Source organism: Flavobacterium sp. 1 (assembly GCF_002797935.1).
GTDB lineage: Bacteria > Bacteroidota > Bacteroidia > Flavobacteriales > Flavobacteriaceae > Flavobacterium.
The window spans coordinates 898,335-912,928 of record NZ_PGER01000001.1; the positions used below are offsets into that span (position 1 = coordinate 898,335).

Below are 14,594 nucleotides of genomic sequence, written 5' to 3' on the forward strand. Positions count from 1 at the left end.
GTCGGTTTTAATTTTACTTAATTAAAATATAATGGGGAATCTAACCTGTGTTTTTAAAATCGAAATGGCGTTAATTTTTATAATTAGCACGGTTTCGTTTGCTCAAAATCCGCTTATTAGAAATCAGTTTACAGCCGATCCTTCTGCTAGGGTATTTGGAGATAAAGTCTATATTTTTCCGTCTCATGATATACTTGCGGCAGAAGGAAAAGGGCGTAAAGATTGGTTTTGTATGGAGGATTATCATGTGTTTTCTTCGGCTGACTTAACCGATTGGACAGATCACGGAATGATTGTCGAACAAAATAAAGTGCCTTGGGTTAAGCCTAACAGCTATAGTATGTGGGCTCCAGACTGTATCGAAAGAAACGGTAAGTACTATTTCTATTTTCCGAGTATTTCAAAAGATACGATTAACTACAAGAAAGGCTTTACTATAGGCGTAGCCATTGCCAGCAAACCGGAAGGACCTTATGTGCCAGAGCCTAATCCGATAAAAGGAATCAGCGGTATTGATCCCAATGTTTTTATTGACAAAGACGGACAAGCCTATTTGTATTGGTCTGGAGGAAATATTTATGTTGCTAAATTAAAAGAGAACATGATCGAGTTAGATTCTGAGGTAAAAATACTCGAGAATCTGCCTGCGAAAGGACTAAAAGAAGGGCCGTATGTGTTTGAGAGAAACGGAATTTATTACTTGACTTATCCTCATGTCGAAAACAAAATTGAACGTTTAGAATATGCAACTTCCGATAATCCGTTAGGGCCGTTTAAGGTGGCGGGTGTTATTATGGATGAATCGACTTCTGGCTGCTGGACAAATCATCATTCGATTATAGAATTTAAAAAGCAATGGTATTTATTTTATCATCACAACGATTTATCGCCTCAGTTTGATAAAGCAAGATCAATCAGAGCTGATTATTTGTTTTTCAATCCAGACGGAAGCATTCAGAAAGTCATTCCTACATTGAGAGGAGTAGGAAATACCAAAGCGACAGATCAAATTCAAATTGATCGATATTCTGAAATAAGTGACAAAGGAGTTTCGATTTCATTTTTGGACAGTCAAAATTCTTTTAATGGCTGGAAAACAGTCTTTAATCAATCTGGAGGCTGGATACAGTACAATAATGTTGATTTTGGACAAAAAAAATTAAAATCAGTAACTGTAAAAGTTTTTTCTGAAAAAGGCGGCGTTCTGCAAATAGCTTCGAAAGGGAAAAAACAAACCATTATTGCTGAGGTGATTATTCCTAAAGGCAGTAACTGGATAGAAATAAAATCGCCATTATTGAAAATGGAATCAGGTATTCAAAATTTGATTGTTTCATCAAAAGATGATAATCAGATTGAGATCGATTGGATAAAATTTGAATAATAAATTATAATAAAATCAATCAATAATAAATAATAGCAAAAAATGAAAAAGATACAGATAGTTTTATTTTCGTCATTAATAATGGGTTTGTTCTCCTTTACATACATAGGAGATAAAGATAAGTCCAAAGCAAAAACAGCAAAAAATCCGCCTGTGTTCTCCAAGGTTGTTTATCAGGGAGATGATCAGTTGTATAAAAAAAATCCGTTAAAAGCAGGGGAGTTTTATAACCCGGTTCTGCAGGGATGTTATCCGGATCCGGCTATTACGCGAAAAGGAGACGATTTCTATATGGTGTGTTCTTCGTTTGCGATGTTTCCCGGAGTGCCTATTTTTCATTCTAAAGATTTAGTGAACTGGACTGACTTAGGCGGGGTTTTAAATAATGTTAACGAATTCAATCCGCATGATACTGGTATCAGTCAAGGAGTTTATGCTCCAGGGATTACTTACAATCCGCATAACGATACTTTTTATATGATTGTAACAGCATTTTCAGGAGGTCTTGGAAATATTATAGTGAAAACGAAAGACCCGATAAAAGGCTGGGGAAGCCCGATTAAATTAGGTTTTGGAGGAATTGATCCTTGTATTTTCTTTGATGATAACGGTCAAGGATACATCGTTCACAATGATGCTCCAGATAAAGGGAAAGAACTGTATAACGGTCACCGTGTAATTAAAGTTTGGGAATATGATGTTGCCACTGATAAAGTTATTCCGGACACTGATAAAATTATTGTTGATGGAGGAGTAGATCTTTCGAAAAAACCTATTTGGATTGAAGCGCCTCATTTGTATAAAAAAGATGGCCGTTATTATTTAATGTGTGCCGAAGGTGGTACTGGAGGCAATCATAGTGAAGTTATTTTTGTTAGCGACAGCCCAAAAGGACCTTTCAAACCATCATCAAATAATCCAATTCTGACTCAAAGACATTTTCCAAAAGACAGAGCCGACAAAGTTGACTGGGCAGGACATGCTGATTTGGTATTAGGGCCAGATAATAAGTACTACGGAGTGTTTTTAGGAGTGCGTCCTAATGATAAAGACAGAGTAAATACAGGACGCGAAACCTTTATGTTACCTGTAGACTGGTCTGGAATGTTTCCTGTTTTTGAAAACGGATTAGTTCCTATGGAGCCAAAATTGAAAATGCCAAACGGAGCTGAAAACAAGACAGGCAAGGATGGATTTTTTCCAAATGGTAATTTTACTTTTGAAGAAAATTTCACTTCCAATAAATTAGATTACAGATGGATTGGATTAAGAGGACCTCGTGAAAATTTTATCTCAGTGACTAAAAAAGGGTTACAGATTAATCCGTTTGCAGTGAATATCAAAGAGGTTAAGCCTACTTCCACACTTTTCTACAGACAGCAGCACAATAGTTTTTCTTTTGCAGCAACAGTTGATTATAAACCAGCCTCTGAAAAAGATTTGGCAGGTATTACATGTCTGCAAAACGAGCGTTTTAATTATGTTTTTGGTCTTACAAAAAAAGGAAATGACACTTATATTTTGTTGGAAAGAACAGAAAAAGGAAAGTCAACTATTATTGCAAGCTCTAAAATAGACATCAAAAATCCATTGCGTCTGCAGGTAAAAGCAACTGGGGATAGTTATGAATTCAGCTATTCTGTTAATGGTACTGATTTTCAAAATTTAGGAGGAGCAGTCTCTGGAGATATTCTTTCAACTAATGCGGCTGGAGGATTTACAGGAGCATTGGTAGGATTATATGCAACAGCTGCTAATGATGCTCAGCCTGAGTAAAGAAAAATGAGATAGTTCTAACTTAGTTTTTAAGTTACAGACCCTGAAATAATTTTGCTTTTGGGGTCTTTACACTGTAATTATTTGTACTTAATTATCAGTAGCTGTTTTAAATATTATTAAATTATGATTCAATCCAAAATGAAATTTTATACGCTGTCACTGATACTGCTTGTCACGGTAAATATATTTGGTCAGTCAACTAAAAAAAGTGCCCAGCAGACACCTTCTGAATATGTTTTACATCAGATGGAAGGGCAGGCTTTTAAAATTGCGGCTAATGGTAAATCAGTTTCAATTTATGCTGATCCCAATGATTGGAAAGGTGTTATTCGAGCAGCAAAAGATTTAGGAGATGATGTACGAAAAGTAACTGGGACAGCTTCTCCAGTTTTTGAAAGTGCTAAACCCGAAAAGAATACTATTGTGGTAGGAACAATCGGTAAAAGCAGTATTATTGATAAATTAATTGCTGCTAAAAAAATCGATGTTTCTGCAATAAAAGGACAATGGGAATCATTTTTAATTCAGACAGTAGATGGGCAGTTAGTAGTAGCGGGCAGTGATAAAAGGGGAACTATATACGGAATCTATGATATTTCGGAAAAAATAGGAGTATCTCCTTGGTATTTTTGGGCTGATGTTCCAATTAAAAAGGCAAAGGAACTTTATATAAAACATGGGACATACATTCAAAATTCACCAAAAGTAAAATACCGCGGAATATTCATAAATGATGAAGAGCCTTCATTTGCACAATGGGCGAGAGGTGCTTACGGCGGAATCAATTCTAAAATGTATGCCACTATTTTTGAACTGCTCCTGCGTTTAAAAGCTAATTATTTGTGGCCGGCAATGTGGGGCAAATCGTTTAATGAAGACGACCCTCTTAATCCGGTGATTGCTGATGAATACGGAATAGTGATGGGAACTTCACATCATGAGCCGATGATGCGTTCACAAAAAGAATATACCGATAGAAAAAAAGAAATTGGTGAATGGAATTATGCGTCCAATAAAAGAAACATAGAGCAGTTTTTTTATGAAGGACTGGAACGTAATAAAAATTTTGATAACCTAATCACTGTTGGTATGCGTGGCGAAGGTGATGTGGCAATGGGCGAAGGTGATGATCTGGAAAATATAAAAACACTGCAGAATGTTATTAAATCACAGAGAGAAATCATTCAAAAAGTATATAATGATAAGCCGGAAAATCATCCTCAGGTTTGGGCTATATTTACGGAGGTACAGCGTTATTATGATGCTGGATTAACTGTTCCGGATGATGTAATTCTTTTATTTTGTGATAATAATTGGGGAAACATACGCCGCACTTATCCAGAGAAAGAAAAGAACAGAAAAGGAGGAGGCGGACTGTATTATCATATTGATATGAACGGGGGGCCTTGGAACGACCGCTGGATTAACACCACCACCATTCCCAAACTGCAGGAACAGTTTAATTTAGCCTACCAGTCAGGTATTGATAAATTATGGATTGTAAATGTTGGAGACCTCAAGCCTAGAGAGCTTCCTGTTGATTTTATTATGCGTTTTGCCTGGAATCCAGACGCAATTCCAGCCGATAAAGTACAGAATTATACTGTTGATTGGGTCCGCAGAATATTTGGAAATGAGCATGAAGAAGAAATTGCTGACATAGTATCGAAATATACTAAATACAATCTTTGGCGTAAACCAGAAGCACAGGTTCCTAATATTTTTAGTAGTATTAATTATCACGAGTCGGATAGAGTATTAAAACTATGGAAAGAGGTAGTCGAAAAAGCCGAAAAACTACAATCTAAAATACCTGCTGAGGCACAGGATACTTATTATCAGTTAGTATTATATCCAGCAAAAGCTTCGGCTGTAGTGGCTGAAATTTATCTTGCATCCGATAAAAATATGCTTTATGCCAAGCAGGGCAGAATCACTGCCAATGATTTTTACAAACGTGTTCAAGATCTTTTTGAAGAAGACAAAAAAATGAGTGATTATTATAATGATACCATGGCAAATGGGAAGTGGAAAAATATGATGAGCGATGTTCATATGGGGTATAAAATGTGGTCGATGCCTAAAGAAAATAGCCTGCCTGAAATAAAACAAGTCACACCTCTCAATGAACCAACTATTGGAGTAGCAATAGAAGGAAATGAATTGTCATGGCCTAACACAGCTGAAAAGGCAGTATTGCCATTATTTGACGGACTGACCAAATCAAGCTATTATATTGATGTTTTTAATCGTGGTACAGGAACTTTTGAATTTACTGCCAAAGCTGATAAACCTTGGATTAAACTCAGCCAGTCTGAGGGTATTGTTGAAAAAGAAATTCGTATTCAGGTAGAGATAGACAGGAATGCTTTATCGTATGGAACATTTGACGGGAGTATTGAAATTAGTCAGGGGACAAAAACAATACTGGTAAAGGTGAGCGCTGTCAATGCACCTTCCCCAAAAATTAATGAGCCTTATTTTGGAAGTTTGACGGGCGAATTTGCTATACCTTCAAATAAGTATAATGCAAATATACCGGGCGAGCATGCAAAGTGGACTGTTTTACCTGATTTAGGAAGATCTGATGCCTGTATGGGAATTTATCCGGTAACCGCTCCGAGCGCAAATCCTGGATCAGCACCTCGATTAGAATATAAAGTGTTTCTTTCGAAAAAAGGAAAAACCAAAGTCTGTTTGGGAATTCTCCCAACGCAGGATATTAATCCAGCGAGGGGATTGAGAATCGCTGCAGCTTTAGACAATCAGACTCCTCAGATTATTGATGCTCGCAAAGGGCTGGTGGATACTTTCAGCGAATATACGCCATCAAATTTAGCGCATTCAAAAGTATTAAAACCGCTCCCAGCTTTAAATAAGGATATTGAATTTATTGGCAACGGGAAACTGCGCCGTAATGAAATTTTTGATAATATGAGATGGCTTGATATTGAATTTGAAGCTGAGGAATCAGGGATTCATACATTAAAGATTTTTATGATTGACCCGGAAATTGTACTTGAGAAAATTATTGTCAATCCTGATAACAAGTATCCAAGTTATTTTGGAGCAGTTCCAATGCAGTATAATGTTAAATAGTTGATGTGTGTACAAAGGAAAAAATAAAATAGTTTTCAGTATTTTAAAAAATTAAATATGAAAAAGGAATTTTTAAAAGTGTTATTTTTTTTGAATCTTTTCATTTTGGTTTTGGGATGTAAATCAAATCAAATAGCTAGAACAGAGTCAAGTGATAGAGCAATTGCTCAAAATTGGATAGGGACTTGGGCAACGGCTCAGCAGTTAGTAGAACCTAATAATATGCCTCCTGCTCCCGGCCTTACAGATAATACGCTGAGGCAGATTATCAGGGTTTCAATAGGAGGAGAGAAGCTGAGGTTACGTTTTTCAAATATATTCAGTGACCAGTCTACAGTTTTAAAATCTGTGAGTATTGCAAATGTTGCTGATGCTCCGAGTATTGACGCTTCAACTCAAAAGACATTAACCTTCAAAGGAAATGAAGGTATAACAATGAGTCCTCAAGAAGAAGTGTTCTCAGATGCTTTTGATTATAATTTGCAGGCTGGCCAGCTTTTAGCTATTACTATTCATTACGGGGCGACTTCACAAAAAACATCCGGGCATCCAGGTTCCCGCACGACTTCTTATATTTTGGAGGGCGATAACTTTAATAATGCCGCTTTTTCGGGAGCAGTAAAAACAGATCACTGGTATTCAATCATGGGAGTAGATGTGATTGCTCCTAAAAAATCTGCAAGCATTGTCTGTTTAGGAAATTCCATCACAGATGGACGCAGTTCTGGTACAAACAAGCAGAACAGATGGACTGACATATTATCTGCCCGTTTATTGGCTAATAAAAATACGGAGCATATTGGAGTTTTGAATTTAGGAATTGGAGGAAATTGTGTTGTCAGAGGGGGATTAGGACCAACGGCATTAAACCGATTTGACAGAGATGTATTATCTCAAGCAGGCACAAAATGGTTAATTCTTCTGGAAGGAGTAAATGATATTGGAGGAATTAAAACTGCGGAAGACGCACCTGTTAGAGCACAAGAACTTATTGATGCCTACAAAGTGATGATAGATAAAGCACATGCAAAGGGAATAAAAGTATACGGCTGTACTATTCTGCCGTTTGAAAAATCATTTTATGACGCACCCTACCGTCAGGATGCAAGAGATATTGTAAATGCTTGGATTCGGACTAACAGCGGTTTTGACGCTGTAATCGATTTTGATAAAGCAATGGCTTCAGAGCCTGGTTCTAGAACTATTTTGTCCAATATGCATGATGGAGATTTTCTGCATCCGAATGAATTGGGTTATAAAAGAATGGGAGAAACGATAGATTTAGGTTTGTTCAAATAACACATAAGCAGGTTTTTAGAAACTAAAAAAGAATCTCAATGTTAGAAAGGTTTTTTGCATAATTAGAGAAGAAGATTTTAATTAAAAATAATTACTTATGAGAAGAAATATTTTTTTTACTGTTGCCATATTAACATGCTTTGCTTTTGCAGATAAAATCCTTGAACCTCTTACTACAGAAGTTCAAGTAAAGCAAGGTAAGTTGGTAGGAACTGCCGAGGATGGTTTGTTAGTTTTTAAAGGTATTCCATTTGCAAAACCGCCAATTGGAAATCTCAGATGGCGTGCGCCTCAACCTGTAAAAAAATGGGAAGGCGTGCTGAAGGCAGATAAATTTGCTCCCGGTCCAATACAAGGAGGTAATCCTCCATCTGGAAAAAGTGAAGACTGCCTGTACTTGAACGTATGGACACCTGCTAAATCTGCAAAAGAAAAAGTTCCAGTATTGGTATGGATTTATGGCGGCGGATTTGGAGCAGGAGCAACTTCTGAAGCATCTTATAATGGCAAAAATTTAGCCAAAAAAGGTGTTGTATTGGTAAGCATAGCATATCGTGTTGGCCAGTTAGGCTTTATGGCACACCCCGAATTAAGTGCTGAAAATTCAAAAAATACTTCAGGAAACTATGGATTACTGGATATGATTGCAGGTTTGCAATGGGTAAAAGATAATATTGCCACTTTTGGAGGCGATCCAAATAAAGTAACCATTTTTGGAGAATCTGCAGGAGGGATTGCTGTAAGCATGCTATGCGCTTCGCCTCTGGCAAAAGGTCTTTTTAACGGTGCTATATCACAAAGTGGAGGTTCATTTGGACCTTCAAGGGCTACTACTTACCCTGGTGAAAATATGAAAACACTTAAAACAGCCGAGAATGAAGGATTAGATTACATGAAAACTGCCGGAGTAACTTCAATTGAAAAACTGCGGTCTATTGAGGCTGATAAATTGCCCGCAGGACGCGGATGGCCTATTGTTGATGGATGGGTAATTCCCGATGATCAATACAAATTATATGAAGCGGGTAAATATAATGATACTCCCATTCTTGTAGGTTATAATTCAGATGAAGGAGCCAGTTTTACCAGAACCAAAGAACCAAAGGAATTTATTAGCAGTGTCGAAACACGTTACGGTAAATTTGCTGAAAGTCTTTTAAAAGCTTATCCTGTAAGTGATTCTTCGGTTCCTAAAACGGCTCGTGATTTATCCAGAGATGCTGCTTTTGGCTGGCAAACCTGGTCTTGGGCTAGGCTTCAAGCAAAGACAGGAAAGTCAAAAGTGTTTTTTTATTATTTTGATCAGCATACTGACCACCCTAAAGACTCGCCTTATTATGGTTTTGGTTCTTATCATGGTCAAGAAGTGGCATATGTTTTTGAAAATTTGGATAAATCAAATCCACAAACAAGCAAGTCAGATTTTGAAATCTCAAATTTAATGGGAACTTATTGGACAAACTTTGCTAAATATGGTGACCCAAACGGAAAAGATATTCCTAATTGGCCTGCCTTCAGCGATTCAAATCCTAAGTTAATGTACTTCAATAATACTGCCTACACGGGTCCGGTTCCAAGTATAAAATCACTGGAAGTTTTAGATTCCTATTTTTCTTGGAGGCGTACACCAGAAGGAGAAGCTTGGGCAAAGTAAATTCTTGTTACTAAATTATAATCAATAACTGCTAATTGACCTTTAAACTATGAAAAGAATATTTAACCTAATGATATTTAGTATTTTATTATTTACAGCTAACACAACCTATTCTCAACATGACCCTAATTTTTATATTTATTTGAGTTTTGGTCAATCCAATATGGAAGGAAACGCTAAAATTGAACCGCAGGATACAGTAAGTGTAGATAATCGTTTTCAGGTTTTGGAAGCGGTAAACTGTCCAGAACTTAAACGTGAAAAAGGCAAATGGTACACAGCGGTTCCGCCGTTATGCCGATGTAAAACAGGTTTGACGCTGACGGATTATTTTGGAAGAACAATGGTCGCTCATCTTCCTAAAAATGTAAAAGTAGGAATCATTAATGTGGCAGTTGGGGGCTGTAAAATTGAACTTTTTGATAAAGATAAATATGAGGCATATATGACAACTGCTCCCGACTGGATGAAAGGAATGGTAAAAGAATATGATGGAAATCCATATGGGAGGCTGGTTGAAATGGCAAAAATTGCTCAGAAAGACGGAGTGATAAAAGGGATTTTACTGCATCAGGGGGAATCAAATACAGGAGATACACTTTGGACAAAAAAGGTCAAAATTGTTTATGACAATCTGATGAAAGATCTTAATCTGAATCCGAAGAATGTTCCTTTGCTTGCTGGAGAAACTGTCAATGCAGATCAAGGCGGGATCTGTGCCAGTATGAATACTATCATTGCAACTCTCCCAAAAACGGTGCCTAATTCCTATGTGATTTCATCCAGCGGCTGTACGGTTGCTAAAGATAACCTCCATTTTGATGCAGCAGGTTATAGAGAATTAGGGAAAAGATATGCGGAGAAAATGCTTTCGCTAAAGGAAAATAAAGGTTCTAAATGAGGTAGATTTTTTATCATGAGTTAGTAACAAAGGATAAAGCTACAGCCAATCAAATACATTTTATTCAATGAAAAAAGCAACTAAGGATTTTCGTGATATTTTTAAAGGAAGGCTGTTTCTGAAAATGGAATTGCAGCATTTCTACTTAAATACCGATTGTCAAAGGAGTATTTAGAATAAGCTCAAAACATATTGCAAATAATTATTTATTAATCAATAAAAAATCACAAGATTATGAGACAGTATTCTATTGTTTTAGTGTTATCAATGGCTTTAATTAGTTCGATAGGACTGGCACAGACAGCTTCAACAAAAGTTATTGAAGATTTTAAGCCTTCATCTGTAAACCAGCCAGGAAAAGATTTTCCCCAGGTAAACTCTCAAGGTTATGCCCGTTTTCGTATTGAAGCACCCGCTGCAGACAGTGTTAGGGTAAGTCTCGGATTAGGAGGTAAAGGAGGGACAAAACTGATGAAATCAGCAGATGGATTTTGGACAGGAACTACAGAAGGGCCTATGGATGAGGGTTTTCATTATTATCACGTCAATGTTGACGGGGGAACATTTAACGATCCGGGTGCATTAAATTTTTATGGTTCTGTCCGTTGGGAAAGCGGTATCGAAATACCTGCACACGACCAAGATTTTTATGCTCTAAAAGCAGTGCCTCACGGAAATGTACAGCAAATACTTTTCCCTTCAAAAAATACTAATACCTCACGCCGGGCATTTGTTTATACGCCTCCTGGTTATGAAAAAGAGCAGTCAAAACGATATTCGGTATTATACTTACAGCACGGCTGGGGTGAAGATGAAACAGCATGGAGCAATCAGGGTCACGCCAATTTGATCATGGACAATCTTATCGCCGAAGGGAAAATTAAACCTTTTATTATTGTGATGACTTATGGAATGACAAACGAAATTAAGTTTGGCGGATTAAGAAATTTTGATATCACTCCTTTTCAAACCGTTTTGGTCGATGAACTAATTCCTTTTATAGATAATAATTTTCGCACTATTGCTAAACAGTCGCATCGTGCCATGGGCGGACTTTCTATGGGAGGAATGGAAACACGCATGATTACACTTAACAAAACAGATGTTTTCTCTCAGTATGCTCTACTTAGCGGAGGACTTTATAAGCCAGAAGATATTAAAGATAAATCCAAAGTAAAACTTGTCTTTTTGAGCTGTGGAAGTAAAGAAAATCCAGACGGAGTCAAAAATGCAGCGACTGCACTTAAAAATGCTGGCTTCAATGCTGTTTCGTATGTATCGAAAGGGACAGGACATGAATTTCAAACTTGGAGACGCAGTTTAAAAGAACTGGCACCGCTGTTATTTAAAGAGTAGTATAAAACCAATAAATCAATATATCATGAACAGATTCAGTATGGTTTTATTCGTCTATTTAAATTTCAACAGCACTTTTTTGAAAAAAATAATGTTGCTTCTTTGTTTTTGCAGTATTTCAAATATTGCTTTGGCACAAAAATTACAACTAAATGAAAAGGAGTATTTTGAAACGCAGGGTTTAAATGTTTTGGTTTTTAGTAATGAATACAATGGGATGTTTTTTGACGAAAAAACGGCAGGTATAGAATTCATACATCATGGCGTTCGAACAGTAACTGGTGGAGCAGTCAGACTCCATAATACGCCGGAACAGTGGGATTTAATTCCGAAAATGACGAGTCGGAAAGTAGATAAGGCAAACAATACAATTGAAGTTTCCCTGCGATACGAAGAATTTGATTTTGATTCCCGACTCACAGTTACTCCTAAGGGGAATGGATTTGTAATCACAGTCTTTTTGGATAAACCTGTTCCTAAGGAGCTGGAAGGAAAGGCAGGATTTAATTTGGAATTCATACCAACCTCTTATTTTGAAAGCAATTATTTAGTTGACGGAAGGGCAGGAACATTTCCAAGATATCCTGCCAGCAATACCGAAATTCGGTCTTCAGCTCAAAAGATTCCGCAGTTTGCGGGGCATACTACATTTGATGACCGCGGAAAAAAAGAATATATAGTAACTCAGCCATTAGAGTCTGGTAAACAACTAATTTTTGCTCCTGAAAATCCAGAACATCGTGTAAAAATTGAGTCTGATCAGGATGTTATGCTTTTTGACGGAAGAAATCTGGGGCAGAACGGATGGTTTATTGCCAGAAGTGTTTTTTCAGCAAATAAAACGGGTAAAGTGCTAAGCTGGTATGTAGAACCCAATGCTATTCCAGATTGGATAAGAGAGCCAGTGATAGGGTTTTCCCAGGTTGGCTATATGCCAAGCCAAAAAAAAGTTGCAGTTATTGAACTTGATAAGAACGATAAACCATTGGCCACTGCATCAATTTTTAAGCTTGATGAGAACGGAAAATTTGCCGAAAAACTAAAAGCAGATGTTAAGGTTTGGGGGAAATATCTAAGATACAATTATGCTCAAGTTGATTTTAGCTCAGTTAAAGAAAAAGGCATTTATTATATCCAATATGGAAAACAAAAAACAAACACTTTTCAGATTGCGGATGATATATATTCAAAAGTATGGCATCCAACTATGGACGTGTGGTTTCCTGTCCAGATGGATCACATGGAAGTTAATGAAGCGTATCGGGTTTGGCATGGAAAACCATTTTTAGATGATTGTCTGCAAGCGCCATTGAATCACGAGCATTTTGACGGATACAAACAAGGACCTACTACGGAAACTAAATACAAACCTTTAGAACGTATTCCAAATATGGCGGTGGGAGGCTGGTTTGACGCAGGTGATTTTGATATACAGACTTTTTCACATGTCAGCGTAATCAATAGTTTTGTAGAATCATGGGAGGCATTCAAGGTAAACAGAGACGAAACATATATTGACCAAAAAACGCAATTTGTGGATATTCATCGTCCTGACGGAAAGCCTGATTTATTGCAGCAGATTGAGCATGGAGTTTTGAACCTCGTTGCACAAGTTGAAAACATTGGACATCCTGTAAGAGGGATTGTTGTGCCAAATCTGCACCAATACCATCATTTGGGTGACGCTTCTACTGAAACGGATAACCTTCCGTATAATCCTTTGCTTAAGCCATACGAATCCAATGGAGTTTCTAGCGGCACACTGGATGACCGATGGGCTTTTACAAACCGAAGTTCATTTCTTGATTACAGAACCGCAGGAGCATTAGCGGCAGCAAGCAGAGTTTTAAAAGGTTATAATGATGAACTTTCCAGTAAATGTTTATCTGATGCTATAAAGCTGTTCAATGAAGCAAATGAAATTGCAAAAAAAGCTAAGCCTGATGATAGCCCAATGTCCAAATGGGGAAGAGGAAGTGATATGATTGCAATGCTGCAGCTATACCTAAGCACGAAAGATGATCAATACAAAACTGGTTTCCTGAGTAAAATTTGGAATCAATTGGATGAAAATCTGGAATTTAATATTAATTCTGCGCTATTGGCTTTGCCAGCAATGGACAATGATTACAAAGTAAAATTACGTAGTTATGTAATTAAGTATAAAGAAAAAATTGACAAAGATAATGCTGATAATCCTTATGGTGTTCCTTTAGCAAAGCGAGGTTGGGGAGGTACTTCTCAAGTGATTAATTGGGCTAGTACGAATTATTACATTCATAAAATTTATCCTGATATTATCGATAAAGAATATGTTTACCAAGGACTGAACTATATTTTTGGATGCCATCCATATTCCAATTTGTCTTTTGTGAATGCTGTAGGAAATAAATCCAAAAAGGTTGCTTATGGAGGCAATCGTGCTGACTTTACAACAATTGCAGGCGGAGTAGTTCCAGGACTAATTTTTCTTAAGCCTGATTATTTAGAAAATAAAGACGACTGGCCGTTTTTTTGGGGAGAAAATGAGTGTATTATTGATGGCGGAGCTTGGTATGTTTTTCTGGCAAATGCTGTAAATGAATTGGCAGAGAATGAACAAAAATAATAATCATTAAACTTTAAAATATGAAACGATTTTTAATTGCCGTTATTTTAATTTCTAATTTACATTACCACTCCAGTTGGGGTCAGGAAGCACACGGTGTTGAAGATTTTAAGCCTTCATCAGTAAATCAGCCCGGAAAGCAGTTCCCACAGGTTAATTCGCAAGGTCGTGTTCGAGCCAGTATTCTGGCTCTAAATGCAAGTAAAGTCCAGCCTGATATTGGAGGTACAAAATAGGATATGGTAAAAGATAACAATGGTGTTTGGACAGGAGAATCGGCTCCGTAAGACGAAGGATTTCATTATTATCAATTGAATATTGACGGAGCTTCAGTTTCAGACCCAGGAACATTATATTTTATGGTGCTGGCCGGTTGGGAAGTGGCATAGAAATTCCGGCATCAGACAAAGATTTTTATGCTTTGAAAGATGTACGCACGGTTTAGTTAGCGAAAATATCTATTTTTCTAAATTAACCAATTCCTTTAGACGTTGTTTTTATTTATACTCCTGCT

9 protein-coding genes are annotated in these 14,594 nt (G+C 37.1%); all 9 read left to right on the forward strand.

What is annotated here, in order from left to right:
• The first annotated feature begins 64 nt into the window (after positions 1 to 64).
• The gene (locus CLU83_RS03920) at positions 65 to 1,384 is read left to right on the forward strand and encodes a family 43 glycosylhydrolase (RefSeq protein WP_232726970.1); all 1,320 of its coding nucleotides are present in this window, start codon (positions 65 to 67) and stop codon (positions 1,382 to 1,384) included.
• Between the two features lie 42 nt (positions 1,385 to 1,426).
• Positions 1,427 to 3,160, forward strand: coding sequence for a glycoside hydrolase family 43 protein (locus CLU83_RS03925; RefSeq protein ID WP_100430401.1), 1,734 nt, complete (start codon positions 1,427 to 1,429; stop codon positions 3,158 to 3,160).
• A gap of 126 nt (positions 3,161 to 3,286) precedes the next feature.
• Positions 3,287 to 6,262 carry a glycosyl hydrolase 115 family protein gene (locus CLU83_RS03930; protein WP_198512242.1) on the forward strand — a complete coding sequence of 992 codons (2,976 nt, stop codon included), beginning with the start codon at positions 3,287 to 3,289 and terminating at the stop codon, positions 6,260 to 6,262.
• Between the two features lie 57 nt (positions 6,263 to 6,319).
• Positions 6,320 to 7,561, forward strand: a complete 1,242-nt coding sequence (locus CLU83_RS03935) for an SGNH/GDSL hydrolase family protein (protein WP_100430402.1) — start codon at positions 6,320 to 6,322, stop codon at positions 7,559 to 7,561.
• 97 nt (positions 7,562 to 7,658) lie between these two features.
• Positions 7,659 to 9,215: a carboxylesterase/lipase family protein gene (locus CLU83_RS03940; RefSeq protein WP_100430403.1), complete on the forward strand. Its 1,557-nt coding sequence runs from the start codon at positions 7,659 to 7,661 to the stop codon at positions 9,213 to 9,215.
• Positions 9,216 to 9,264: 49 nt separating this feature from the next.
• Positions 9,265 to 10,116: a sialate O-acetylesterase gene (locus tag CLU83_RS03945; RefSeq protein WP_100430404.1), complete on the forward strand. Its 852-nt coding sequence runs from the start codon at positions 9,265 to 9,267 to the stop codon at positions 10,114 to 10,116.
• Between the two features lie 234 nt (positions 10,117 to 10,350).
• The gene (locus CLU83_RS03950) at positions 10,351 to 11,472 is read left to right on the forward strand and encodes an alpha/beta hydrolase-fold protein (RefSeq protein ID WP_100430405.1); all 1,122 of its coding nucleotides are present in this window, start codon (positions 10,351 to 10,353) and stop codon (positions 11,470 to 11,472) included.
• 25 nt (positions 11,473 to 11,497) lie between these two features.
• Positions 11,498 to 14,080, forward strand: a complete 2,583-nt coding sequence (locus CLU83_RS03955; protein WP_198512243.1) for a glycoside hydrolase family 9 protein — start codon at positions 11,498 to 11,500, stop codon at positions 14,078 to 14,080.
• A gap of 20 nt (positions 14,081 to 14,100) precedes the next feature.
• Positions 14,101 to 14,316, forward strand: coding sequence for a hypothetical protein (locus tag CLU83_RS22380; protein WP_232726971.1), 216 nt, complete (start codon positions 14,101 to 14,103; stop codon positions 14,314 to 14,316).
• Positions 14,317 to 14,594 lie beyond the last annotated feature (278 nt).

Coding starts and splice junctions, on each gene's coding strand:
- CLU83_RS03920 (WP_232726970.1), top strand. CDS start 65: ATGGCGTTAATTTTTATAATTAGCACGGTTTCGTTTGCTCAAAATCCG.
- CLU83_RS03925 (WP_100430401.1), top strand. CDS start 1,427: ATGAAAAAGATACAGATAGTTTTATTTTCGTCATTAATAATGGGTTTG.
- CLU83_RS03930 (WP_198512242.1), top strand. CDS start 3,287: ATGATTCAATCCAAAATGAAATTTTATACGCTGTCACTGATACTGCTT.
- CLU83_RS03935 (WP_100430402.1), top strand. CDS start 6,320: ATGAAAAAGGAATTTTTAAAAGTGTTATTTTTTTTGAATCTTTTCATT.
- CLU83_RS03940 (WP_100430403.1), top strand. CDS start 7,659: ATGAGAAGAAATATTTTTTTTACTGTTGCCATATTAACATGCTTTGCT.
- CLU83_RS03945 (WP_100430404.1), top strand. CDS start 9,265: ATGAAAAGAATATTTAACCTAATGATATTTAGTATTTTATTATTTACA.
- CLU83_RS03950 (WP_100430405.1), top strand. CDS start 10,351: ATGAGACAGTATTCTATTGTTTTAGTGTTATCAATGGCTTTAATTAGT.
- CLU83_RS03955 (WP_198512243.1), top strand. CDS start 11,498: ATGAACAGATTCAGTATGGTTTTATTCGTCTATTTAAATTTCAACAGC.
- CLU83_RS22380 (WP_232726971.1), top strand. CDS start 14,101: ATGAAACGATTTTTAATTGCCGTTATTTTAATTTCTAATTTACATTAC.